This window comes from Burkholderia sp. A9 (assembly GCF_000801975.1).
Window position 1 is genome coordinate 1 of sequence record NZ_JSZN01000041.1, and the last position, 22,733, is coordinate 22,733.

At 68.3% G+C, this 22,733-nt stretch carries 23 protein-coding genes; 7 read left to right on the top strand and 16 right to left on the bottom strand.

Features of this window, described 5'->3' with window-relative positions; translation table 11 throughout:
* Nucleotides 1–111: 111 nt before the first annotated feature.
* Nucleotides 112–834 carry an LrgB family protein gene (locus tag PI86_RS14925; RefSeq protein WP_014895445.1) on the bottom strand — a complete coding sequence of 241 codons (723 nt, stop codon included), beginning with the start codon at nucleotides 832–834 and terminating at the stop codon, nucleotides 112–114.
* Between the two features lie 13 nt (nucleotides 835–847).
* Nucleotides 848–1,324: a CidA/LrgA family protein gene (locus tag PI86_RS14930; protein ID WP_039323993.1), complete on the bottom strand. Its 477-nt coding sequence runs from the start codon at nucleotides 1,322–1,324 to the stop codon at nucleotides 848–850.
* Nucleotides 1,325–1,464: 140 nt separating this feature from the next.
* Here PI86_RS14930 and PI86_RS14935 point away from each other — a divergent pair, with 140 nt between their 5' ends.
* Nucleotides 1,465–2,391, top strand: coding sequence for a LysR family transcriptional regulator (locus PI86_RS14935; protein WP_014895447.1), 927 nt, complete (start codon nucleotides 1,465–1,467; stop codon nucleotides 2,389–2,391).
* Between the two features lie 66 nt (nucleotides 2,392–2,457).
* On the opposite strand, the gene PI86_RS14940 is transcribed toward PI86_RS14935, so the two are convergent.
* Both PI86_RS14940 and PI86_RS14945 read right to left on the bottom strand, forming a co-directional pair.
* Nucleotides 2,458–4,020 carry a DHA2 family efflux MFS transporter permease subunit gene (locus PI86_RS14940; protein ID WP_039323995.1) on the bottom strand — a complete coding sequence of 521 codons (1,563 nt, stop codon included), beginning with the start codon at nucleotides 4,018–4,020 and terminating at the stop codon, nucleotides 2,458–2,460.
* Between the two features lie 176 nt (nucleotides 4,021–4,196).
* Nucleotides 4,197–4,685, bottom strand: a complete 489-nt coding sequence (locus PI86_RS14945) for a MarR family winged helix-turn-helix transcriptional regulator (RefSeq protein ID WP_039323998.1) — start codon at nucleotides 4,683–4,685, stop codon at nucleotides 4,197–4,199.
* Between the two features lie 174 nt (nucleotides 4,686–4,859).
* Here PI86_RS14945 and PI86_RS14950 point away from each other — a divergent pair, with 174 nt between their 5' ends.
* Both PI86_RS14950 and PI86_RS14955 read left to right on the top strand, forming a co-directional pair.
* Nucleotides 4,860–5,144, top strand: coding sequence for a multidrug ABC transporter ATPase (locus PI86_RS14950; protein WP_014895450.1), 285 nt, complete (start codon nucleotides 4,860–4,862; stop codon nucleotides 5,142–5,144).
* Between the two features lie 266 nt (nucleotides 5,145–5,410).
* Nucleotides 5,411–6,964, top strand: coding sequence for an efflux transporter outer membrane subunit (locus PI86_RS14955; RefSeq protein WP_039324002.1), 1,554 nt, complete (start codon nucleotides 5,411–5,413; stop codon nucleotides 6,962–6,964).
* 27 nt (nucleotides 6,965–6,991) lie between these two features.
* On the opposite strand, the gene PI86_RS14960 is transcribed toward PI86_RS14955, so the two are convergent.
* Genes PI86_RS14960 through gspG form a run of 8 tightly spaced genes read right to left on the bottom strand, consistent with a single transcriptional unit; the run spans nucleotide 6,992 to nucleotide 13,018 of the window.
* A complete protein-coding gene (locus PI86_RS14960; RefSeq protein ID WP_039324004.1) occupies nucleotides 6,992–7,780 on the bottom strand; it encodes a type II secretion system protein N in 789 nt (262 codons plus the stop codon).
* Nucleotides 7,781–7,811: 31 nt separating this feature from the next.
* The gene (gene gspM, locus PI86_RS14965; RefSeq protein WP_039324020.1) at nucleotides 7,812–8,318 is read right to left on the bottom strand and encodes a type II secretion system protein GspM; all 507 of its coding nucleotides are present in this window, start codon (nucleotides 8,316–8,318) and stop codon (nucleotides 7,812–7,814) included.
* On the bottom strand, nucleotides 8,315–9,685 hold the full coding sequence (gene gspL, locus PI86_RS14970) for a type II secretion system protein GspL (RefSeq protein ID WP_039324006.1): 1,371 nt from the start codon (nucleotides 9,683–9,685) through the stop codon (nucleotides 8,315–8,317). The genes gspM and gspL overlap by 4 nt, the downstream gene beginning before the upstream one ends.
* A 24-nt stretch (nucleotides 9,686–9,709) precedes the next feature.
* Nucleotides 9,710–10,837 (bottom strand): type II secretion system minor pseudopilin GspK, encoded by a 1,128-nt coding sequence (gene gspK / locus PI86_RS14975; protein ID WP_039324021.1) that lies wholly within the window; start codon nucleotides 10,835–10,837, stop codon nucleotides 9,710–9,712.
* Between the two features lie 2 nt (nucleotides 10,838–10,839).
* On the bottom strand, nucleotides 10,840–11,544 hold the full coding sequence (locus PI86_RS14980; RefSeq protein WP_200885208.1) for a PulJ/GspJ family protein: 705 nt from the start codon (nucleotides 11,542–11,544) through the stop codon (nucleotides 10,840–10,842).
* The gene (gspI, locus tag PI86_RS14985; RefSeq protein ID WP_082012250.1) at nucleotides 11,522–11,977 is read right to left on the bottom strand and encodes a type II secretion system minor pseudopilin GspI; all 456 of its coding nucleotides are present in this window, start codon (nucleotides 11,975–11,977) and stop codon (nucleotides 11,522–11,524) included. Before gspI ends, PI86_RS14980 begins: the two co-directional genes overlap by 23 nt.
* A 2-nt stretch (nucleotides 11,978–11,979) precedes the next feature.
* Entirely contained in the window at nucleotides 11,980–12,522 is a 543-nt protein-coding gene (locus PI86_RS14990; protein WP_014895458.1) for a GspH/FimT family pseudopilin, read from the bottom strand.
* A 43-nt stretch (nucleotides 12,523–12,565) separates the two neighbouring features.
* The gene (gene gspG, locus PI86_RS14995; protein ID WP_014895459.1) at nucleotides 12,566–13,018 is read right to left on the bottom strand and encodes a type II secretion system major pseudopilin GspG; all 453 of its coding nucleotides are present in this window, start codon (nucleotides 13,016–13,018) and stop codon (nucleotides 12,566–12,568) included.
* 177 nt (nucleotides 13,019–13,195) lie between these two features.
* Here gspG and PI86_RS15000 point away from each other — a divergent pair, with 177 nt between their 5' ends.
* Nucleotides 13,196–13,606, top strand: a complete 411-nt coding sequence (locus PI86_RS15000; protein WP_039324009.1) for a hypothetical protein — start codon at nucleotides 13,196–13,198, stop codon at nucleotides 13,604–13,606.
* Nucleotides 13,607–13,636: 30 nt separating this feature from the next.
* On the opposite strand, the gene gspF is transcribed toward PI86_RS15000, so the two are convergent.
* The 3 genes from gspF to gspD are packed head-to-tail and all read right to left on the bottom strand — an operon-like array spanning nucleotide 13,637 to nucleotide 18,667.
* Entirely contained in the window at nucleotides 13,637–14,854 is a 1,218-nt protein-coding gene (gene gspF / locus PI86_RS15005) for a type II secretion system inner membrane protein GspF (protein ID WP_039324011.1), read from the bottom strand.
* Nucleotides 14,855–14,858: 4 nt separating this feature from the next.
* Nucleotides 14,859–16,358: a type II secretion system ATPase GspE gene (gene gspE / locus PI86_RS15010; protein ID WP_014895462.1), complete on the bottom strand. Its 1,500-nt coding sequence runs from the start codon at nucleotides 16,356–16,358 to the stop codon at nucleotides 14,859–14,861.
* On the bottom strand, nucleotides 16,355–18,667 hold the full coding sequence (gene gspD / locus PI86_RS15015) for a type II secretion system secretin GspD (protein ID WP_039324013.1): 2,313 nt from the start codon (nucleotides 18,665–18,667) through the stop codon (nucleotides 16,355–16,357). The genes gspE and gspD overlap by 4 nt, the downstream gene beginning before the upstream one ends.
* Before the next feature lie 367 nt (nucleotides 18,668–19,034).
* On the opposite strand from gspD, the gene PI86_RS15020 reads away from it, so the two are divergent.
* Both PI86_RS15020 and PI86_RS15025 read left to right on the top strand, forming a co-directional pair.
* A complete protein-coding gene (locus PI86_RS15020) occupies nucleotides 19,035–19,484 on the top strand; it encodes a lytic transglycosylase domain-containing protein (RefSeq protein ID WP_014895464.1) in 450 nt (149 codons plus the stop codon).
* Between the two features lie 187 nt (nucleotides 19,485–19,671).
* Entirely contained in the window at nucleotides 19,672–20,985 is a 1,314-nt protein-coding gene (locus tag PI86_RS15025; RefSeq protein ID WP_039324016.1) for a GTP-binding protein, read from the top strand.
* A 131-nt stretch (nucleotides 20,986–21,116) separates the two neighbouring features.
* Here PI86_RS15025 and PI86_RS15030 read toward each other — a convergent pair whose 3' ends face one another.
* On the bottom strand, nucleotides 21,117–21,395 hold the full coding sequence (locus PI86_RS15030; RefSeq protein ID WP_006401505.1) for an HU family DNA-binding protein: 279 nt from the start codon (nucleotides 21,393–21,395) through the stop codon (nucleotides 21,117–21,119).
* 389 nt (nucleotides 21,396–21,784) lie between these two features.
* On the opposite strand from PI86_RS15030, the gene PI86_RS15035 reads away from it, so the two are divergent.
* Nucleotides 21,785–22,733 (top strand): FAD-dependent oxidoreductase (locus tag PI86_RS15035; protein ID WP_039324018.1); only part of this gene is annotated, 949 nt, incomplete at its 3' end.

The window sequence follows — 22,733 nt, forward strand, 5'->3', positions numbered from 1 at the left end:
GGTAGGAACGGCGGGGGAAACGACCGGGCGGGGCGGGGGGCGGTCGGCGGGAGCCCGGCCGTCAGGCGGGGCGGGTGGGCACGGCGGGGGGCGGCGCCCGCCCGCGCACCGTCAGATCGGCAGAAGCGACAGGAGCGGCGCGATCAGCACCATCGCGACGCCCGCGATCATCATCGTCAGGCTCGACACGACGCCTTCCTCGTTCCCGATTTCGCGCGCCTTCGCGGTGCCCACGCCGTGCGCGGCCGCGCCGAACAGCGCGCCGCGCGCGAGCCGCGTGCGCATCGGCACGAGCGCGAGCACGATCTCGCCGAGCAGCATCCCGCAGATGCCGGTTGCGATCACGAACAGCGCGGTGAGGTCCTTCGGCGCATGGATCTTGTCGGACACGGCGAGCGCGAACGGGGTCGATACGGAGCGCGTCATCAGCGAGCGCTGCAGCTCGGGCGACAGGTGCAGCAGCTTCGCGAGCAGCAGCGAGCCGCACACGCCCGCGCCGATCCCGACCGCGACGCCGACCGACAGCGACAGCCAGTGGCGGCGGATCAGGTCGCGATACTCGTAGATCGGCACCGCGAACGCGATCGTGGCCGGGCCGAGCAGCCACATCAGCCAGCGCGTGTCGCGGAAATAGACCGAATACGGGATGCCGGTCAGCACGACGAGCAGCACCAGCACGCCCGGCACGAACACGAGCGGCGAGAACAGCAGCGTCTTCTTGTACGCATAGAGCCGCTTCGACGCGAAATACAGCACGACCGTCAGCACGAAGCAGCCGACGGAGATCGCGGTATTCACCTGGTCGGCGGACAGGTTCGACAGCAGCGCAAGCATCGCAGGCTCCGGCTCAGTGCGCGGACACGGTGGCGAGGCGTGCGCGGCGGCGTTCGTTGAACACGCGTTGCGCGGCGAGCCGGCGTTCGAGCTTCGCGGCGAGGTCGACCGCAACGGCCACCGCGACCATCACGAACGCGGTGCCGGCGAGCATGACCAGCGCGATGCGCCAGCCGTCCTCGCGGAACAGCCCGCCGTACTGGACCGCCGCGACCGCAGCCGGCACGAAGAACAGCAGCATGTCGGACAGCAGCCAGTTCGCGCCGTCCTTCACCCACGCAGGCGCGACGCGGCCCGAGAACAGCAGCACGAGGAGCACCGCGAGGCCGATCACGCCGGACGGCACCGGCAGCCCGACCGCGCGCACGGCCCAGTCGACCGCCATCCACAGCACGCCGAGCGCGGCGGCCTGCAGCACGATCCGGCCCGTGTGCGCAACGTTGCCCGAAGCGGCGGGGCGGGCGGTGGCAGTGGCGGTCGGCTTGGTCATGGCGGGCTCCATACAGGTAATTCTGTCAATGGTGCAAGTATAGGGTTTCCCCTAACCATAAATAAAATGACTTGTCTCTATCCTTGTCATTCCAATTCGGAATTCGTTTTTGTTCACCGCACCAATCTGGGGAGTGATCGATGGAATTGCGCGCGCTGCGGTACTTCGTCGAGGTGGTCCGTCAGCAGAGCTTCACCGCGGCCGCCGACCGGCTATTCGTCACGCAGCCGACCATCAGCAAGATGGTGAAGGCGCTCGAGGACGAGATCGGCTCGCCGCTCCTGCTACGCGACGGCCGGCAGATGGTGCTGACCGACGCCGGGCGGATCGTGTTTCAGCGCGGCCAGGACGTGCTCGCCGCGCAGGCGCAGCTGCAGTCGGAGCTGAACGATCTCGGCACGCTCGGGCGCGGCGAGCTGACGATCGGCATTCCGCCGCTCGGCGGGTCGCTGTTCACGCCGATCATCGCCGCGTACAAGCAGCGCTATCCGAACATCGAGCTGAAGCTGTTCGAGCAGGGCGCGCGGATGATCGAGGCCGCGCTGATGTCGGGCGAACTGGAACTCGGCGGGCTGCTGGAGCCGGTCGATCCGGGCACGTTCGAGCGGCTGCCGATGGTGCGCGCGCCGCTGTGGCTGGTCGCACCGCGCGAGTCGCGCTGGGAGGACCACGCGACCGTGCCGCTCGCCGATCTCGCGCGCGAGTCGTTCGTGTTCTACGCGGAAAGCCTCGCGCTGCACGACGCGGTGCTCGATGCGTGCCGGCAGGTCGGCTTCACGCCGTCGATCGTGAGCCGTAGCGGCCACTGGGATTTCATGGCCGCGCTCGTGCACGCGGGGGTCGGCATCGCGCTGTTGCCGGAGCCGTACTGCCGGCGGCTCGACACGCGGCAGTTCACGTGCCGGCCGATCGTCGAACCGGAGATCACGTGGGCGATCGCGCTGGGCTGGCTGAAGAAGGGCTACCTGTCGCACGCGGCGCGGGCGTGGCTCGAGGTTGCGCGGGCGACGCTGCCGATCGCGTCGGGTGACGATCTGGCGTTCGGCGGGTTGCGGGCGAGGGAGTGAGGCCCGCGACGCGGGCGGCAGCGCGGAACCGGGCACGCGCGGGCGCCGCTGCGGCCCGCCGCGCGTTCAATGCCCCATCGCCGGCCCGGCACCCTTCTTCGGCTTCGTGATCCACACGAGCGCCGCGAGCGCGACGAACATGCCCGCAGACAGGTAGAAGAAGTCGTTGGTCGCCATCATGAAGCCCTGCTGCGTGACGATCTGGTTGAGCTGAGCATTGGCCGTCTGCCCGACGATCCCGAGCTGCGTGAGCGCCCCCTGGTAGTCGGTCGTGTTCTGCGCGTAGACGCTCACCGATTCCGCCAGCCGCGCGTGGTGGTAGATCGCATCGTTCTCCCAGAACGTCGAGCTGGCCGCGGTGCCGATCGCGCCGGACAGCGTGCGCAGGAAGTTCGACAGCCCCGACGCGCTCGCGAGCCGGTCGTCGGAAATGCTCGACAGCGTGATCGTCGTCATCGGCACGAAGAAGCACGCGACGCCGATCCCCTGCACGAGCCGCGGCAGGATCACGTGGTTGAACGGCACGTCGAGCGTGAACGTCGAATTCCAGATCGACACGCCCGCGAACACGATGAACGCGAAGCTCGCGACCATCCGCAGGTCGAGCCGGTGCATGTTGCGCCCGATCAGCGGCGACAGCACCAGCGCGAGCAGCCCGACCGGCGCGGTCGCGAGGCCTGCCTTGCCGGCCGTGTAGCCCATCACCGTCTGCAGCCACAGCGGGAAGATCACGACCGAACCGAAGAACGCCATGAACCCGAACGAGATGATCAGCGCGCCGAGCGCGAAGTTGCGGTCCTTGAACAGCGACAGGTCGACCACCGGCTCCTTCTCGGTCGCCTCCCACACGAGCATGAACGCGAGCGACACGACCGCGATCAGCGCGAGCGCGACGATGAAGCTCGAGTTGAACCAGTCGCGGTCCTTGCCGAGGTCGAGCATCATCTGCAGGCACGACACGCCGATCACGAGCAGCGCGAGGCCGACCGCGTCGATCCGCTGTTTCGACGTCTTCGTCTCGCGGCCGCGCAGCAGGAAGTACGCGCAGGTCGCGGAGAAGATGCCGATCGGCAGGTTGATATAGAAGATCCACGGCCACGTGTAGTTGTCGCTGATCCAGCCGCCGAGCAACGGGCCGAAGATCGGCGCCACGATCACGGTCATCGCCCATAGCCCGAGCGCGAGCCCGCGCTTCGCGGGCGGGTAGCTGCGCATCAGGATCGTCTGCGACAACGGCACCATCGGGCCCGACACGAGGCCCTGCAGCAGCCGGAACGCGATCAGCGTCTCGAAGTTGTTCGCGAGGCCGCACAGCGCCGACGCGATCGTGAACGCGAGCACCGACAGCGTGAACAGGCGTACTTCGCCGACCCGCCGCGCGAGCCAGCCGGTCAGCGGCACCGCGATCGCGGACGCGACCGAATACGACGAGATCACCCATGTGCCCTGGCTCGTCGCGACGCCGAGGCTGCCCGAGATGGTCGGCACCGCGACGTTCGCGATCGACGTGTCGAGCACTTCCATGAAGGTGCCGAGCGCGAGCCCGACGGTGAGCAGCGCGAGCGCGCCGCCGGTGAGCGGCGCGGGTCCGGCGGCAGGCGGCGCGGCGGATGCCGTGGTGGCGGACATCGGAATCTCCTAGACGCGCGGCGCGCGCAACGCACCGCCACAACGCACGGGCACACGCTACCGCGCGGCCCGGCCGGGTTGAACAGGGCAGGGGAAAGACGAAGCACGTGCCTCGTCATCTTCTGCCCAGACAGAGAAATAAGCGAATGTTTAACCTAGACATCGGCCTCCCGCGCTCAGCAGTCCGGTTCGTCGGGCTTCGGGCAGCCGGCGTCGCCGGGCCCGTTGGCGATGAAGCGCTGCAGCAGGCCGGTGAGCGTCGCAAGTTCGTCGGCCGAAAAGCCGGCGAGCTGCGTGTTCAGCGCGGTCGCGATCAGCGACGGCAGCGCGCGGGCCGCATCGGCGCCGCGTTCGGTCAGCGTCAACTCGATCACCCGGCGGTCCTGTTCGCTGCGCGAGCGCGCGACCAGGCCCTTGCGCTCGAGACGGTCGAGCATCCGCGTCATCGAGCCGCTGTCGTACGACATCTTGCGCGACAGCTCGAACGGCGTGCTCGCATAGCCGCGCGACAGCAGCAGGATCACACCGATCTGCTGCGCAGTGAGGTCGTACGGCTCGAGCGCGCGATCCATCCGCTCGACGAGCGCCTGCCGGGCCTTGGTCAGGTAGTAACCGAGGCTCGTTTCCAGTGCGATGGTGTCGGGATCGTAGAGGCCGCCGTTCATGCGATTGCGCGCGCAGCAACAGTGCGTTTCAGGTCAAAACGCGCCCAGTATCTTGAAAAATGCTTGCTTAGTCAATATTATTTCAGTCAACCAGTTACGACGTGCATGTTGCACTGCCGGAGACGATGTTCTGACCGCTGCGCCTGCGCTGCCAGGCCCCCGAGGATGTTCGCGATGCTGTTCCTGAAAAATGCCGCCGGCGCGCTGCGCCGCAACCTGACCGATACCGCTCATCATGTGTTCTCCGGGCCGCACCGCGGCTGGAAAATCGCGCTGTACGTGACGATGCTGGTGGTACCGGGCGGATCGCTGGCGGCGCTCGGGTTCGCATGGTTCGATCATCGCCGGCAGCGCAACGCGAAGGGCGCCGCACGCCGCACGAGCCAGCCGGCGGCAACGGAGCCGTCGACATGGCGGTCCGCCGCCGAACCCGTCCCGCTGCCCGTGCGCTGCCACTGACGCCCGCCTGACCGACTGACCAACGGCCGCGCCAGCCGCGGCCCGTTGTCGTATTCGCCGGACTCGTTCCCTGTTTCGTCCGCAAGCGGTCCGTAATGGCCCGTAAACCGGCCGGCCGCGCCGGTAACACATACGCACCGCTGCGCACCGTACCCTTAGGGCTGCGCAGCTTTCCCGCCGTCAGTTACCATTTGTCCGCCAGCGGCACCACGACCGCATCGCGCGACGCCGCTCGCCGGCCGTCGCGCCCAGACAGGAATACCACGATGCCGTACGCCCCCCTCCCGCGCGCCTTTCGCCCGCTGAGCGCCGCCGTCGCCGTTGCGACGGCCGTGCTGCTCGCCGGCTGCGCCGTCGGGCCCGACTATCACCGGCCCGACACGTCGATCCCCGCCGCCTTCAAGGAAGCGCCGGCCGGCTGGAAGGTCGCGCAGCCGGCCGACCGGGCCGACCGCGGCCCGTGGTGGAGCGTCTACAACGATCCGCAGCTCGACGCGCTGATCGGCAAGCTCAACGCGTCGAACCAGACCATCGCGCAATCGGCCGCCGCGTACCGGCAGGCCCGCGCGCTCGTCACCGAGGCGCGCGCCGCGTATTTCCCGACCGTCGGGCTGACCGCGTCCGGCTCGCGCGCCCGCTCGGCGCGCACGTCGGGGGCGTCGAGCTTCGGCAGCAGCTCATCGATCAGCAACAGCTACAGCGTCGGCCTCGACGCAAGCTGGGAACCCGACCTGTGGGGCAAGGTGAGCCGCACCGTCAGCGCGCAGCGCGCCGGCGAAGCGGCCGCCGCGGCCGATCTCGCGAACGCGCGGCTGTCGCAGCAGGCGTTGCTCGCGCAAACCTACTTCCAGCTGCGCACATCCGATGCGCTGCAGAAGCTGCTCGACGACACCGTGAAGTCGTACGGCGAATCGCTGAAGCTCACGCAGAACCAGTACGCGCAGGGTGTCGCCGCGCGCGCGGACGTGATCCAGGCGCAGACGCAGCTGCAGAGCGCGCAGGCGGCGGCCATCGAAAACGGCGTCGCGCGCGCGCAGTACGAACATGCGATCGCGACATTGATCGGCGAACCGGCCTCGACGTTCTCGCTGCCGCCGAACCCGCTCGCGGCCGAACCGCCGATCACGCCGGTCGACGTGCCGTCCGCGCTGCTCGAGCGCCGGCCCGACATCGCGGCGGCCGAGCGCCGCGCGGCTTCCGCGAACGAGCAGATCGGCGTCGCGATCGCCGCGTTCTTCCCGACGCTCACGCTGTCGGCCACCGGCGGCTTCCAGAGCTCGGTGTGGTCGCAACTGTTTACGCTGCCCGCGCGGTTCTGGACGGTCGGCCCGCAACTCGCGGCAACGCTGTTCGACGCCGGCCTGCGCGCCGCGCAAACCGACGCCGCGCGCGCGACCTACGACCAGGACGTCGCCGCGTATCGCCTCGCGGTGCTCACCGCGTTCCAGGACGTCGAGGACAACCTCGCGTCGCAGCGCATCCTCGCGCAGGAAGTCGACGTGCAGCGGCAGGCCGTCGACAGTGCCGAGCACGCGCTCGCGATCGTCACGAACCAGTACAAGGCCGGCACGGTCGCCTACCTGAACGTGCTGACCGCGCAGACCACCGCGTTCACCGCGCAGCAGAAGCTCGCGACGATCGCCGGGCAGCGGATGGTGTCGTCGGTCGGGCTCGTGAAGGCGCTCGGCGGCGGCTGGGATGCGTCGGACATGACGCGCGAAACGGGCGACATGGCCGCGCCGGCACCGGTGCCGGCGTCCGGGGCGGCGGCGCCGGCCGCAACCGCACCGTCGGCCGCCGTGCCGGTCGCGCAGAAGTAAGCGGGAAAGGAGCGGGCGCGGCGCGCGTCAGCGCGTCGCGTCGCCGAAGATCAGCGACACCTCGTTGTTGCCGAGCGGATGGCCGAGCAGGTTCAACAGCCCCGCGAGGTTCGCCTGTTGCTCGGGCGCCGCATGCGCGGTGCCGCGAAACCCGCCCTGGCCGGGGCCGAAGCTGCCGTGCCCGTCGAGGAACAGCGGGCCCTGCGTCGTCGACAGGTCGAGATCGGCGCCCGATCCCTTCGCCTGCACTACCGCGCGGTACGACCCGAGCGGCTTCACGCGCGACACGCGCGAACTCATCGAATCGATCGTCACCGTCAGCTGGCCGAACGCGTTGGCGCCGATCATCCGCCAGTCGGTCCAGCCGAGCCGCACGTTGCCCTGCAGGTCGAGCGTGTTGAACGGCGTGCCGAGCCCCGCGAGCAGCGACGCGGGCACGGCCATCGTGCCCGCCGACAGCAGCGCGCCGCGCCACGTTGCGTCGAGCGTGACCGCATCGGGCATCGCCTCGGTCTGCCGCATGTGCATCTGCACGCGCCCGGTCAGGAGCGGCCAGAACCGCGTGGTCCATTCGACCCGGCCCGGCAGCAGCGTCGCCGCGCTCTGGTCCGCGCCCGGCGCGAGCATCAGCGTGCCCGAACCGTGCCACAGCGAGCCGTCCGGATCGACGAGGTTCACGTGGCCGCCGGTCGCGCGCGCGAACTGCGGCGCGATCCACGCGGCCGGCGCGAGCGCGACGAGCGTCACCGCGGTCGCGAGCCCGCCTGCCAACCCCCACTGCAATGCGGCGACGAGCCGCCTGATCCCTGGCCTCATCGGCCGACCGCCGCTGGTTTCATCCACTGCGTCATTTCTGCATCGAGGGTTGCATCACGGCCGTCAGGTCGACTTGGCCGTCTTCCTTCAGTCCGGTCACGTGCGCTTCGCCAACCTGCACCTTGAACTGCCGGCGCGCGTCGTCGAGCCACTGCGTCCACACCGGGAACGGCACGTTCTTCATCTGGATCTGCACGCCGTTGCCGACGATCTGCGCCTGCGCGCCCTGCAGCCCGTGATCGGACAGCGACGCGGTCAGCGCATCCTTCAGCGCCAGCCCGGTCGGCGCGACGCCTTGCGCGGCGGCCGTCAGCGACTTCGCCTCGTTGGCCTGCTCGGTCATCTGCGCGAGCTCGCGGCGCATCGTCGGCAGTTCGTGCCGGATCCTGGCGCGGCCTTCCTGCGCCGGCGACCACAGCACCGAATACGCGATCGCGACGGCCAGCACGGCGCCGCCCCAGCCGAGCAGCGTCTTTTCGCGTGGCGTGCGCTCGCCCCAGAACTGGGCCAGCGCCTGGTTCAGTTGTTCGGTCTTCATGAGCGGCTCCGGATCGTCCATTTGCCGGTGCTGCTGTCGACTTCGCCGGCCAGCCCGTTGCGTGCGAGACGCTGCGGGAAATCGGGGTCGACCTTGACCTCCGGCTTGAAGCCGACGTCGAGCCGCCGATCGTGATAATCGAGCGACGCGATCCCGTTCAGCGGCAGCGCGCCCATCGAACGCGACAGCCCGCTCGACAGCGCGAGGAAATCGTTCGGCGACAGCTCGCCCGCCGCAACGCGCAGCTGGTCGAGCTGGCGCTGCATCTGCGCGGGCGGATCGAGCACCGTCGTGGTCTTCGGGAACGCGGACAACAGCGTCTCGGTGATCTGCGCGGACAGCGCGTCGCGCTCGCGCGACAGCTTCCACCAGTGCACGTTCATGCCGATCACCGCGACGCCGAGCGTGGCCGCGACCAGTGCGATCGGCACGCGCAGGCGCTTCACCGTCGCGCGATCGAAGCGCCACGGCTGCGACTCGAATTCGAACTGGCACAGATCGAAGTGCTCGGCGAGCGCACGCCGCGCGAACGTGTCGAACGACAGCGGCTGCGCACCCGGCAGCAGCGGGCCGTCGGCGCGTCCGACCGACGCGAGCCGCGGCTCCGCGCCCGGCTCGCCGAGTTCGTACAGTTCGACGTCGCCGCCGCCCGCGAGCGCGGCCAGCGTGCCGCCGGCGCGCGATGCGGGCGCCGCGAAACCTTCGCCGAGCGCACCGCGCGCGACCGCGAGTTCGAGACGCGGCGCACCGGCCGCCGCCGGCTGCGCGCCGGCTTCGACGAGTGCCGGTTCGACCGTCGTCGCGAGCCCGAGCACCGCGGCCACCGCGGTCGGGCGAACGGTCGGCTCGGCCGCGTCCGTGATCGCGTCGGCCTTGACGGCCTCACCGTCGGCAGGTGCTTGAAGTGCCGCTTCCGCCGCCGCGCGAGGCGCGGGCAGGCAGCGTGTCGCGGGCACCGCGCTCAGGTGCCGATGGCCGGTCGCGGTGAACGCGTCGCAGATCGTGCGGAACCACGCGCGATCGACGACGGCCAACACGCGGCGGCCGTCGGGCAGCGCGACCGGATCGAGTGCGATATGGCAGCCGAGCGGATCCTGGATCAACTGATCCTCGACGATGTTGGGCAGCGCCTGGCGCAGCTTCGGCCCCTTGAGCGGCGGCACGGTCGCGGCCAGCAGCAGCACGTCGCGCGCGGCGACGATCAGCACCGTCGCATTCGCGCGCGGCAGCAGCGTGAGCGCGGCGCGGCCTGCGCGCTGCACCTGGCCGGCCTTGTCCACGAGCGTGAACGGCAGCTCGGGCCACTGCCACTCCTGCAGCGGCACGGCCGGCTCGCGCGGCGGCAAAGAAACAATCAGCGTGCTCAAGAGCTCCTCTCCCGAATGGCGTCGTTATAGCTGGTCGCGGATGCGCACGACCCGCGTCGAATGTGTGGTCGGATCACGATACACGAGCGAGGTGCGATCGACCTCCGCGCGGTCGTGCTGGATCCGGCCGTGCACGATGAAATAGCTCGAATTGACGTCGACGAGGCTCGAATCGATCGTCACGTTCGGCGCGCCGGCACCGCGCAGCGCGAGCTGCACGTCGCCGACGTTGCGGAAAAACACGGTCTCGCGGCGCGCCACGAGCGCCTGCGCCGACGACACGCCCATCCCCGGTATCAGCGCCGCGATCACCTCGGCCGGCGCGGTATTCATGTTGACCGGCGTCGTGGTCGGCAGCACGGTGACGAACGGGCGCAGCCGCGCGACCATCTCGGGCGTCACGCCGTCGACGTCGAGCAGGCTGTCGACGCCCGTCAGCAGCAGCGGCGCGGGGCCGCGATCGCCGTCGGACATCCCCGGTTCGTCGGTGAAGTTGCCAGCCTGCATGTCGTCGCCGGCGACCGGCGCGGTCGCGGCCGTACCGGCGCCGGGCAGCGCCGGCGTCTGGAAGCGCGTTGCCGAATGCATCAGGCCCGCGCGCATCTGCAGCGCGATCCGTTTTGCCAACGCGCCGTCGTAGCCGAGCGTCGTCAACAGCCGCTGGAATGCCTTGAGCTGCATCACGTTGAGCTGCAGCACGCCGGGCGCCGGCGACGACACGAGGTTGCGCAGGTTGTACTTCGCCTGCGCGTCCTCGATCGACCCGGAGATGTAGGTGTCTTCGCCGCCGTTGTCGTTGGGCGCGCCGATCCGGCCGAGGAAGTCCGACAGCTTGGTCTTCGCGATCGGCACGGCCCAGATCCCGCCGAGATAGGTGATACCGGGCGCCGTGTCGCCTTCGGAGCGCAGGATCATGCGCGTCCAGTCGAGCGCACCGCGTGCGACCCACTGCGCCTGCGCGATCACCCGCTGGTTCTCGATGCGGCGAATCTGCACCTGCTGGCGCCACAGCATCCCCGACACGAGGATCGCCGACAGCGCGACGACGAGCAGCGCGGTGATGATCGCCGCGCCGCGCTCGCGGCGGGCGCGCTGCGGCCCGCGTGCGGCGGCACCAGCGGCGAACCGGGAACGGCGAGGGCGCGCGCGCATCGTCATTCCCCGACGAGGAAGATGCGCGTGACGGGCACGCGCAGCGACGTCGCGCCGATGCTGACCTGCAGCCCCGTCACCGCGCGCGTCGGCGGCGCGTTGCCGATCTGCGGCACTTTCAGCGCATCGTTGTTCTGCGACAGCGCGTCGTTGGCCGTCTGCAGGTTGGTGGTCCAGCCGACGCGCGGCACGTACAGCTTCGCGTCGATCGCGCCGACGCCACCCATCAGCGCGACCCAGCTCCAGCCCTCGACGCTGCTGTCCTTCAGCACGCCCTGCAACCGGTTCGCATCGTCGAGCGGCGGCGACGCGTAGCGCACGACGCGCCCGCCGGCGATCCGGTAGCGGACCACCTGCAGCCGCGGCGCGGCGCCCGGCACGTCGAGTTCACGCACGATCTGCAGCGTATTGCCGGCGACGCCGATCGCCGGCTGGCCGGCTTCGTCGTCGGTCGCGGCGAGCCGCGCGTCGATGCGCATCTGGTCGAACATCTGCGCGAACACGCGCTCGTCTTCCATCGCGGACGCGACCTTGTCGCGGCCGCGCATGATCTGGTCGAGCCCGCGCCACGAAAGGATCGCGACCACCGCGAGGATCGCGATCGCGATCATCAGTTCGATCAGCGTGAAGCCTTTCGGACGCGGCACGTGCACGCGGCGCGCTGGCGGGCGTCGCATCGGCGCGTCAGAGCGGGCGGATGGTTTCATTCGCGACCACCGTCACCATTTGCGCGAGCACGCCGGCGCGCCCCGGCATGCTCACCGACATCTGCACGCGCCGGAACACCGGGTTCGGCGTGGTGCTCACGCGTTGCGTGCAGACCAGTTGCACGTTGCCCTGCGAACAATCGAAGCTCTGCTCGCCGACCTCCGGCCACGCATGCGTGAGCCGCAGTTGCGCGAGCGCGTTGTCGGCACTCCAGCCGGCGAGCAGCCGGCGATGGAGATCGGACGCGTTGGTCGCCATCGTGCCGACCGCACGGATCGATGCGGCGAGCGCGACCGCGATGATCGCGAGCGCGACCAGCACCTCGATCATCGTGAAGCCGCGCGCCGCAGGAAGCCCCCTTGGGGGGCGCGCCGCAAGAAGTTCACTTGGGCGGCGGGAAGAACAAGCCGGGAAGGGCAGGCGACGACGCATCGTCATTGCACCTCGTAGCGGCCGTTGCCGGTGCCGACGATCGTCGCGCTGCCGACCGCCGAATGCAGCGTCACGCGCACCGGCGTGTCGATGCTTTCGGTGCCGAACACGACGCGGCTCGCGCGCGTGTCGGACCCCGGATAATCGATGTCGGCGCCCGTGACGCCGCCGTCCCAGTCGCGCGGGCGCAGCAGGTCGTCGCGCAGCGTGCGCCAGCCGTCGGGCGAGCTCACGTCGAAACGAAAGCCGTGCGCGGTCGGCTGCCACGCGATCGGGCGCGCGCGCACCTGCGCTTCGTCGCCGGCGCTCTCGAACAGCAGCGCAATGCGCTGCGCTTCCTCGCGCAGGTCGGTGCGCGGGTTACGCGTCAGCGACAGCGATGCCAGCGACACCAGCAGGCCCGCGATCACGAGCACGACCAGCATCTCGAGCAGCGTGAAGCCGCGTGCGCGCGCATGCGCCACGGCCGCGACGCGACGCACGCGGCTGTCGCGGTCGGCGCGGCGAGCGCGAGCAGAGCGCAACGGCGTGCGAAGGGCGGGCATGAAATGAAGAACTAGGACGAACGTCGGGCCGACCAGCGCAGGCTTACTGCCACGAACCGATGTCGGTGTCGTTGCCTTCGCCGCCTTCCTTGCCGTCGGCGCCGTAGCTGAACACGTCGATTTCGCCGTGCACGCCCGGGTTCAGGTACTTGTACCCGTTGCCCCACGGATCGTTCGGCAGGCGCTCGAGATAGCCGCCGTCCTTCCAGTTGTTCGGGATCGGATCGGTGGACGGCTTCTGGATCAGCGCGTTCAGGCCCTGCTCCTGGGTCGGATAGCGGCCGTTGTCGAGACGGTACAGCTTGAGCCCCTGCATGATCGTGCCGATGTCCTGCTTCGCGGCGATACGGCGCGCCTCGTCGGGACGGCTCATGATCTTCGGCACGATCAGTGCTGCCAGGATCCCGAGGATCGCGACCACCACCATGATCTCGATCAGCGTGAAACCGCGCTGACGGCGCACGGCCGCATTACGGCGAGTGATCCACGTTTGCATGACTGACTACCTCTTTACAAAAAATGTCGTCGATTGAGTGACGCACCCGGCGCATTCCGGACGCTTGCCTGACGGCAAGCTTCCGTTTCCCCGGGCGCGGAGCACGCATTGTAAGGCGTGCATTGCCGAGGGCTTTCACCCAACGCAAATTTCATATACATCCGTACAATAGCGCGCATGAACGCGCTCTCGATCCGGATCCTCTCCCTAGCCCTCTTCGCGGGTTTGTGCGCGACGGCCACCTACTGGGTCGTCACGCTGTCGGCCCGCCAAGCGCCGCTACCCGCCGCCGCCGCGCGGTCGCCGATCCGCACCGAGGACGCCGCCGCGCTCTTCGGCGGACAGCTCGACAAGAATCCCGTGCAGGACATCCACCTGTTCGGCATTCTCGCGCTCGATCATGGCGGCGCTGCGATCGTCGGCGTCGGCGGCGAGCCGCCGCGCGCCGTGTCGCTCGGCGCGGACGTCACGCCCGGCGCGAAGCTCGCCGAAGTCCGCAGCCGCTCGATCATCGTCGACCGCAACGGCGCCCGCGCCGAAATCCAGCTCCCGGCCAACACGCCGTCCCCCGCGATCTACATGCGTTGAACGCTGACGGCCTGACCGACGCTCAGGCCGTCACTGCACCATGTTGTTCAGCTCGATGATCGGCAGCATCACGGCCAGCACGATCACGAGCACGATCCCGCCCATCGCCAGGATCAGTAGCGGCTCGAGCAGGCTCGTCAGGAACATCGTGCGCCGCTCGAGTTCGCGCGCCTCACCTTCCGCCGCACGGTCGAGCATCGTCGTCACGTCGCCCGTCGCTTCGCCGGAGCGGATCAGGTGCACGAGCACCGGCGGAAACGTCTTCACGTTGTTCAGCGCGCGCGACAGCGCCGAGCCTTCGCGCACGCGCACGATCGCATCGTCGATGTTCGCGCGCATCGCGCGGTTCGACAGCGTCTCGCCGGCCGCCTGCAATGCGCGCAGGATCGGCACGCCGGCCGCGGTGAGGATGCCGAGCGTGCTCGCGAAGCGCACCGTGTTGTAGCCGCGCACGAGCTTGCCCGCGAGCGGCGCGGTCAGCACCCAGCGGTCGAACGCGAGCCGCGGCCCGTCGCGCGACAGCGTCGCCTTCACGAACCACACGACGAGCGCGACCGCGATCAGGATCGCCCACCACCAGTGCCGCACGAAATCGGACAGCGCCATCATCACGATCGTCAGCAGCGGCAACTGCTGCTTCGTGCTCGCGAACACGTTGACGACCTGCGGCACGACGTAGCTCAACAGGAACGTGACGATGCCGAATGCGATCAGCGTGACGATTCCCGGATACGTGAACGCCAGCAGGATCTTCTGCTTCAGCGCGTTGCTCTGTTCGATGTAGTCGGCGAGCCGCGACAGCACGATGCCGAGCTTGCCGGTGTGCTCGCCCGCCGCGACCAGCGCGCGATAGATTTCCGGGAAGTCGCGCGGATGCTCGCCCAGCGCATTCGCCAGCGAATGGCCGCCCAGCACCTCGGCGCGGATCGCGGCCATCAGTTCGCGGATATAGTCGCGTTCGGCCTGCTCGGTCAGCACGCCGAGCGCTTCGTCGAGCGGCAGCCCCGCAATCAGCAGGCTCGCAAGCTGGCGCGTGAGGATCGCCTGTTCGCGCTGCGACAGCTTGCGGCCAAACGCGAGCCGCTGCGAACGCGCGCCGCGCGTCGCGCTGGCGGCCGGTTCGACGACGAGCGGCGTGAGCCCCTGCGTGCGCAGCTGGCCGCGCGCGCCACGCGCGCTGTCGGCATCGATCACGCCTTTCTGCGGGCGCCCCGCCGAATCGATTGCTTCGAAACGGAATGCCGGCATCGCGCTACGCGCCTCCCGTCACGCGCAGCACTTCCTCGAGCGACGTCGCCCCGGCCGCGAGCCAGCGCTCGGCGTCGTCGCGCAGCGTGCGCATCCCTTCCGCACGGCCCGCGGCGAGAATCTCCGCATCGGCCGCGTTGCGGTGGATCAACGTGCGGATCGAGTCGTCGATCACCAGCAGTTCGTACACGCCGCGCCGGCCCGCATAACCCGAATGGCCGCACTTGGCGCAGCCGACCGGATGCCACACGGTGCGACCTTCCTCGTGCCGCTCTTCCTTGCAGACCGGGCACAACTGGCGCACCAGGCGCTGCGCGAGCACGCCGAGCAGCGACGACGCGAGCAGGTACGGCTCGACGCCCATGTCGGTCAGGCGCGTGACGGCCGATGCCGCATCGTTGGTGTGCAGCGTCGCGAGCACGAGGTGGCCCGTCAGCGACGCCTGCACCGCGATCTGCGCGGTTTCGAGATCGCGGATTTCGCCGATCATGATCACGTCCGGGTCCTGGCGCAGGATCGAACGCAGCGCCCGCGCGAAGGTCATCCCGATCCGCTCGTTCACCTGCGTCTGGCCGATGCCGGACAGGTCGTATTCGATCGGGTCCTCGACGGTCATGATGTTGGTCGTCGCCGTCTCGAGCCGCGACATCGACGCGTACAGCGTCGTCGTCTTGCCCGAGCCGGTCGGGCCCGTCACCAGCACGATCCCGTGCGGGCGGCCGATCAGCTTGTCGAACTGGCCGAGCGTGTCGCGGCCCATCCCGAGCGCTTCGAGATTCAGGCGCTGCGCATCCTTTTCCAGGAGACGCAGCACCGCGCGCTCGCCGTGTCCGGTCGGCAGCGTCGACACCCGCACGTCGACCGGCCGACCGCCGACGCGCAGCGTGATGCGGCCGTCCTGCGGCAGGCGTTTCTCGGCGATGTCGAGCTGCGCCATGATCTTGATCCGCGAGATCAGCGCGCCGTGCAGCGCCTTCTTCGGGCGCACGACGTCGCGCAGCGTGCCGTCGACGCGAAAGCGCACGACCGACGCATTCTCGAACGGCTCGATGTGAATGTCCGATGCCTGTTCGCGCGCCGCTTGCGTGAGCAGCGCGTTGATCATCCGGATGATCGGCGCGTCGTCTTCCGACTCGAGCAGATCCTCGACTTCGGGGATGTCCTGCATCAGTCGCGACAGGTCGACTTCGCCTTCGACCTCGCCGACGATCTGCGCCGCGCTGCCGTCCTGGCGCGCGTAGGCCTGGTTGATCGCCTGCGCGAGCTCGTCGGCCGGCACGCGATGCACTGAAATCGAGCCGAAGTTGCGCGCGATTTCGGCGAGCGCCGCATCGTTCGTGCGCTCGCTGACCCACACCTCGAGCGCGTCGTCGAGCTGGTGCGCGATCAGCACCTGGCCGCTCTTCGCGAAGCCGTACGGCAACAGGCGCGCGGCAAGCGGCGACGGCGGCTGCCGTTCGCCCGGCGCGCCGTCTTGGGCAGAGGACGCGAGCACGTTGCTCACTGCGAGGCTCCCGGCGTGGCGGTCAGCGGTTGTTGCGGGACGGTCTGCTGCGGCACGCTCTGCGGCTGCACCTGGGCCGGTGCGGGCGCGGGCGCAACCTGACGCTGCAGCTGCTGGCGACGCATCTTGTCGAGATCGAACAGGTTCCCGGCAGGCGTACCGCCCTGGCTCGGGCCGAGCGGCATCGGCGGGACGACCGGATCGTCCTTGTCGCGGATCACGTTGTTATCCGACTTGTACGCGCCCGTCACGCCCTGGATGTAGTCGTAGCGGTTTGCCGTGACTTCCTGCGCGGTACTGCGATCGGAGATGATCACCGGGCGCAGGAACACCATCAGGTTGGTCTTCTGGCGCTGCTTCGATTCCGAACGGAACAACTGGCCGATCCACGGGATGTCGCCGAGCAGCGGCACCTTGCTGTTCGACACCTGGTAGTTGTCCTGCATCAAGCCGCCGAGCACGATGATCTCGCCGTTGTCCGCGAGGATCGTCGACTGGATCGAGCGCTTCGTGAAGGTCGGGCCGGTCTGCGCGCTCGTGGTCCCGCTGACGACCGCCGAATCCTCCGTATACAGCTGCAGCTTCAGGATCCCGCCGTCGGTGATCTGCGGCTTCACGTGCAGCGTCAGGCCGACGTCGCGACGGTCGTAGGTATTGAACGCATTGCTCGTCGTGCCGCTCGTCAGGTTCGAATACGAACCGGTCGCGATCGGCACGTTCTGGCCGACGACGATCTTCGCTTCCTCGTTGTCGAGCGTGATCAGGTTCGGTGTCGACAGCACGTTCGCGTCGCTCACGCCCGCGAAATACTGCAGCAGCGCGCCGAGCCCCTGCACGCCGAACATGTTGTGCAGCCAGCCGATGTTGAGGCCCTGGTTGAGCGACGAGAGATTGGCGGCCAGCCCGGTGGTGGCCGCCGTGCCGCCGGTCGTCAGGTTGATGATGCTGTTGCCCGCGACGTTGCCGGCCGTGGCCGCCAGGTTGGTGCCGCCGAGGAACTGGCCGCTCGCCACCTGCCACTGGATGCCGAGGTTGCCCTGCGTCGTCGAGTTCAGCTCGACGATCAGCGCTTCGATATAGACCTGCGCACGCCGCGCGTCGAGCTGGTCGATCACCGAGCGCAGGTTCCGGTAGACCGGATCGGACGCGGTGATGATCAGCGAGTTGGTCGCCGCATCGGCCTGGATCATCCCGCCGGGCTGGTTGTCGTCGCTCTTGTCCTTGTCGCCGCCGAGCAGGCCGGCGGTGCCGAGGCCGCCGCTACCCGACGCGCCGCTGCCGTAGGACGACGAAGACGAACCGCCGAGGCCGCCGGACGGCAGCGGCGGGGTGCCGGACGTGCCGGTCGAGAAGTTGCCGCTCGACGACGAGCCGCCGCTCTGGTTGAAGCTGTTCGCATCGTTGGACGACGCGGACGAGCCGCTGTCGCCGCTGCTCTTGCCGAGCATCCCGCGCAGCGTCTTCGCGAGCTTCACCGCATCCGCGTTGCGCAGCGGCACCACGTGCATGTTGCCGGGCACCGCGCTCGGCGCGTCGAGCTGCTGCACGAGGCGCTTCGCCGCCGCGAGGCGCGAGGCGCTCGAGGCGCGCAGCATCAGCGAGTTGGTGCGCGGGTCGGCCGTGACCGACACCTTCAGCGTCGCATCGCTGTTGCCGATCGCGCCGGGGTCGAGCATCTTCTGCAGTTGCGCGGCAAGGTCGATCGCGTTCGCGTTGCGCAGCGGCACGACCTGCACCTGCGCGCCCGCGGCGCTGTCGACGCCCGAGATGATCTGCGCGATGCGGCGCACGTTGTCCGCGTAGTCGGTGACGACGATCGTGTTGTTCGCCGGGTAGGCGGTGACCGTGTTGTTCGGCGAGATCAGCGGCCGCAGCACCGGCAGCAGGTTGTTCGCCGATTCGTTGTGCAGCTCGAACACCTGCGTGATGACCTGGTCGCCGCGCGCCTGCGGCGCATTGCCGACGTAGGTCGGCACGCCCTGCAGCTTCGCATCGGCCTCGGGCACGACCTTCAGCACTCCGTGATCCTGGACCAGCGCGAAGCCCTGCATGCGCAGTGCCGACTGCAGCGTCTTCAGCGCCTGGTCTTCCGGCACCGGCCGTTCAGCGACGAGATTGAGCTGCCCCTTCACCCGGGGGTCGACGATGATGGTCTTGCCGGTTGCGGCGCCGATCGCCTTGGCGACCTGGTCGATATCCGCATTCACGAAATTGAGCGTGACCTGAGCGTAGGCGGCCTGCGAGACGATGATGCCGGCGACGATCAGGGTCGTGGCGACGCGCCGCATAACGAAGCGATTTCTTGTCATGGATGAATGGGTCGATGCCGGCTCAGGCCACTTCCGGCGGTAGTGCTGGGATCCAGGTCCTAAAGGGGCGACATTAGCAGTTTTTCATGTCCGAAATATCACATTGATCCGAGGACTGTCTCACATACGACATGTATCCGGCGTAGCGTATGCAATTTGTAAGATTCCGGCGCCGCCTTGGCATTCCGGCCATCGCCGTCGTTTTGCGATGAATCGACACGGAAATGCGATATAAACGGGCTGCCGTCTTTCGCATGTCGCACCGTGACGGACTATCGGTATGATACGAGCGACGCGTTTCGCGCCGCACGAATAACTGACACGGGTTTTCCCGACCCACGCGCCATTCCCTTTTCGTTTCCGCACCATGAACAGACGGTTCGCATCGATCGCGTTGATCGCCGCCGGCGTGTGGTTCGCCTGCGGAAACGCTCGCGCGGACTGTTTCGACGAGGCCGCCCGCTACCAGAAGGTCAATCCGCTGATCCTGCGCGCGATCGCCTGGCAGGAATCGCGCAACCGGCCCGACGCGCAGAACAAGAACACGAACGGCTCGGTCGACTACGGCCTGATGCAGATCAATTCGATTCACCTGCCGGCGCTGTCGCGCTACGGCATCGGCCGCGACACGCTGATGGAACCGTGCAAGAACGTCTACATCGCCGCGTGGCATCTGCGCCAGAAGATGAATCGCTACGGCAACACCTGGCAGGCCGTCGGCGCCTATCATTCTGAAACGCCGTCGCTGCGCGACAAGTATGCGCGGCAGATCGCCGGCATCCTGACGCAGTGGAAGCTGCTGCCGCCCACGCCGTGACGCCGCACCGCATCGCGCGCTGACGCCGTGCCGCTCGGCCGGCGCGCGTTTGATGCACAATGCGGGCTCACGCCGCAGTTTCGACTGGCCCCGGGGCGACCGGCTCCGGGCGACCGGCTCCGGGCCGATCGCGCCCCGCAAGGGCACCGCGGCCGCTTTTTCATCTTTTCCGTTGGTGCAAATCGTTATGAATCCGGCAATGAACCAGCCGTTGCCCGTCACCGTGCTGTCCGGTTTCCTCGGCGCCGGCAAGACCACGCTGCTCAATCACATCCTCGCGAACCGTGCGGGCCTGAAAGTCGCGGTGATCGTCAACGATCTCGCCGCGGTCAACATCGACGCGTCGCTCGTGCGCGATGCGCAGGCGCTGTCTCACGTCGAGGAACGTCTCGTCGAGATGTCGAACGGCTGCATCTGCTGCACGCTGCGCGACGACCTGCTCGTCGAGATCCGCAACCTCGCGGCGGACGGCCGCTTCGATGCGATCGTGATCGAATCGACCGGCATCGCGGAGCCGATGCCGATCGCCGAAACCTTCACGTTCGTCGACGACGACGGCGCGTCGCTGTCGAAGGTCGCCCGGCTCGACACGCTCGTCACCGTGGTCGACGCGTTCAATTTCCTGCGCGACTACGGTTCCGACGAGGCGCTCGCGACGCGCGGCATCGCTGCGTCGGAGCAAGACGATCGCACGCTCGTCGAACTGCTGATCGAGCAGATCGAATTCTGCGACGTGCTGGTGATCAACAAGGCCGACCTCGTCGGCGCGGAAAAACTCGCGCGCCTGCAGCACATCCTCGCGCGGCTCAACCCGCGCGCGCATCAGGTCGTGTCGACGTTCGGCAACGTGCCGCTCGACGAAGTGCTGAACACGGGCCGCTTCGATTTCGACGAGGCAGCGAACGCGCCGGGCTGGCTCGCGTCGCTCGATCAAGATCACACGCATTGCGACGACCCCGAGTGCCACGATCCGCATCATGCGCACGTGCATGGTGAAGCCGACGAATTCGGTATCGGCAATTTCGTTTACCGTGCGCGCCGGCCGTTTCATCCGGCACGACTCTGGGCACTGCTGCATCAGGAGTGGCCGGGCGTGCTCCGTAGCAAGGGATTCTTCTGGCTCGCGACGCGCAACGACATCGCGGGTTCGCTGTCGCAGGCGGGCGGTGTCTGCCGGCACGGCCCCGCGGGCCTCTGGTGGGCCGCGCAGGATCGTGCGGAATGGCCGGAAGACGACGAGCTGCTCGCAGAAATTCGCACGGAATGGCAGGGCGACCTCGACGACCGCTCGGTCGGCGATCGCCGTCAGGAACTGGTGCTGATCGGCATCGGGCTCGACGCCGATGCATGGCGCGAGAAGCTCGACGCCTGCCTGCTCACCGATGCGGAATTCGCGCTCGGCGCAGCGCAATGGACTGCGTTCGACGATCCGTTTCCGGCATGGGATGTCGACGCGCACGACGACGACGAGCCGGGTGACGCGCAGATCGTGCACGCGTAACGCGCGGTAAAAACGGTCAGCAAAAAGTAACCGTTAAATCTTGCAAGAGTGGTGCGGACTGTGGCAAAAATGCCGCCGCACCCAACAAAAAACCCGCCGGATGGCGGGTTTTTTTGGGAACAGGCGCTGAATTAACGCTTGTTGACGGCGTCCTTGAACGCCTTGCCAGCCGTGAACTTGACCGTCTTGGCTGCCGGGATCTTGATGGTTTCACCGGTCTTCGGGTTGCGGCCCGTACGTGCTGCGCGCTTGCCCGAACCGAAGCTGCCGAAGCCGATCAGCTGAACCGCATCACCCTTCGACACGGCTTTCTTGATAACTTCGAGCAGCGTGTCCAGCGTTTCGCCGGTTTGAGCCTTGCTGGCGCCCGTTTGGGCGGCGACGGCGTCGATCAGTTCCTGTTTGTTCATTAAGGTTCCTTTTTCAGGTTAGGTTTGACACGAACAGCGCGAACGCGCCGATTATACGTGCGCGAACCGTGCCGTCGAGAGTCAGACTCCGACGTCACAGCGCCGAATCCTGGCCCGCGCGACGTGCCGGCCGGCTTGCCGGCGGCCACCCCGCGGTACGGCGTTGCTATGATAGCGCAGCGCAAACCCAATAACGACAAGGGTTTCAAAGATTTTCATCGGTATTTCGCCGAATGATTCGTCGATTGCCCGTTTTTTGACCTGCGCCAACCGAACAGGAGACGCGGCCGGGTTCGCCCGCGCGCAACGCCGTTGGCTTTTGCCAACGGCGCGCCGGACGCCTCCGCGCAATCCCTTGCCAGGCTTGGCTGCCACGATTTTTGTTTCGCATGCCCGACCGACTCGTTCCCGCCACGCTCGCGCTTCGCGACGACGGCATTCTCGTCTCGCCCGAGTACGGCGAGCTCCATCGCGACGCGTCGCACGCACTCGCGCACGCGCATCGCATGCTCGCCGGCAACGGTCTGCCGGCGCGCTGGCAGGGCCGCCGCACGTTCACGATCGTCGAGACTGGATTCGGCACGGGTAGCCATTTCCTCGCGACGTGGGCCGCATGGCGCGACGATCCCGCACGCTGCGAGCGGCTGCATTTCGTCGCGGTCGAGCCGCATCCGTTCTCGCGTGAAGACCTGCGTCGTGCCGTTTCCCATATAGTTGCGAACACAACCAATTCGGCGAATGCCGATGCGCTGGTCGACGCATGGCCGATGCTCGTGCCCGGCCTGCACCGGCTCGAATTCGACGCAGGACGCGTGGTGCTCACGCTTGCGTTCGGCGATGCGCGCGACATGCTGCAACGGCTCGTCGCGCATGCCGATGCGTTCTATCTCGGCAGTGTCGCAGCGGCCACGGATGAGGATCCGTTGTCGACCGACGTGATTCGCGCACTCGCGCGCAGCGCCGGCGAAGGCGCGACCTATGCGACGCATGCGCGCACCGACGCCGTGAAACAAGCGCTCGTCGAAACGGGGTTCACGAGCCGCGACATCGACGATTGCGCAGGCGAACCTGCGATGCGCGCCGGCGAATATGCGCCGCGCTGGCGGATGCGCCGGCACGAACCGCCGCGCGCATTGCCGGTTGCCGCGCGCCGCGCGATCGTGATCGGCGCGGGCCTTGCCGGTTGCGCGGTCGTCGAACGGCTTGCCGCGCGCGGCTGGGATGTCACGCTGATCGAGCGGCACGACCGGATCGCGAGCGCGGCATCGGGCAATCCGGCCGGCGTGTTCCATCCGCTGATGACACGCGACGACAACGTCGCGAGCCGGCTCACGCGCG

Coding starts and splice junctions, on each gene's coding strand:
- PI86_RS14925 (WP_014895445.1), bottom strand. CDS start 834: ATGCTTGCGCTGCTGTCGAACCTGTCCGCCGACCAGGTGAATACCGCG.
- PI86_RS14930 (WP_039323993.1), bottom strand. CDS start 1,324: ATGACCAAGCCGACCGCCACTGCCACCGCCCGCCCCGCCGCTTCGGGC.
- PI86_RS14935 (WP_014895447.1), top strand. CDS start 1,465: ATGGAATTGCGCGCGCTGCGGTACTTCGTCGAGGTGGTCCGTCAGCAG.
- PI86_RS14940 (WP_039323995.1), bottom strand. CDS start 4,020: ATGTCCGCCACCACGGCATCCGCCGCGCCGCCTGCCGCCGGACCCGCG.
- PI86_RS14945 (WP_039323998.1), bottom strand. CDS start 4,685: ATGAACGGCGGCCTCTACGATCCCGACACCATCGCACTGGAAACGAGC.
- PI86_RS14950 (WP_014895450.1), top strand. CDS start 4,860: ATGCTGTTCCTGAAAAATGCCGCCGGCGCGCTGCGCCGCAACCTGACC.
- PI86_RS14955 (WP_039324002.1), top strand. CDS start 5,411: ATGCCGTACGCCCCCCTCCCGCGCGCCTTTCGCCCGCTGAGCGCCGCC.
- PI86_RS14960 (WP_039324004.1), bottom strand. CDS start 7,780: ATGAGGCCAGGGATCAGGCGGCTCGTCGCCGCATTGCAGTGGGGGTTG.
- gspM (WP_039324020.1), bottom strand. CDS start 8,318: ATGAAGACCGAACAACTGAACCAGGCGCTGGCCCAGTTCTGGGGCGAG.
- gspK (WP_039324021.1), bottom strand. CDS start 10,837: ATGCGCGCGCGCCCTCGCCGTTCCCGGTTCGCCGCTGGTGCCGCCGCA.
- PI86_RS14980 (WP_200885208.1), bottom strand. CDS start 11,544: ATGAAACCATCCGCCCGCTCTGACGCGCCGATGCGACGCCCGCCAGCG.
- gspI (WP_082012250.1), bottom strand. CDS start 11,977: ATGCGTCGTCGCCTGCCCTTCCCGGCTTGTTCTTCCCGCCGCCCAAGT.
- PI86_RS14990 (WP_014895458.1), bottom strand. CDS start 12,522: ATGCCCGCCCTTCGCACGCCGTTGCGCTCTGCTCGCGCTCGCCGCGCC.
- gspG (WP_014895459.1), bottom strand. CDS start 13,018: ATGCAAACGTGGATCACTCGCCGTAATGCGGCCGTGCGCCGTCAGCGC.
- PI86_RS15000 (WP_039324009.1), top strand. CDS start 13,196: ATGAACGCGCTCTCGATCCGGATCCTCTCCCTAGCCCTCTTCGCGGGT.
- gspF (WP_039324011.1), bottom strand. CDS start 14,854: ATGCCGGCATTCCGTTTCGAAGCAATCGATTCGGCGGGGCGCCCGCAG.
- gspD (WP_039324013.1), bottom strand. CDS start 18,667: ATGACAAGAAATCGCTTCGTTATGCGGCGCGTCGCCACGACCCTGATC.
- PI86_RS15020 (WP_014895464.1), top strand. CDS start 19,035: ATGAACAGACGGTTCGCATCGATCGCGTTGATCGCCGCCGGCGTGTGG.
- PI86_RS15025 (WP_039324016.1), top strand. CDS start 19,672: ATGAATCCGGCAATGAACCAGCCGTTGCCCGTCACCGTGCTGTCCGGT.
- PI86_RS15030 (WP_006401505.1), bottom strand. CDS start 21,395: ATGAACAAACAGGAACTGATCGACGCCGTCGCCGCCCAAACGGGCGCC.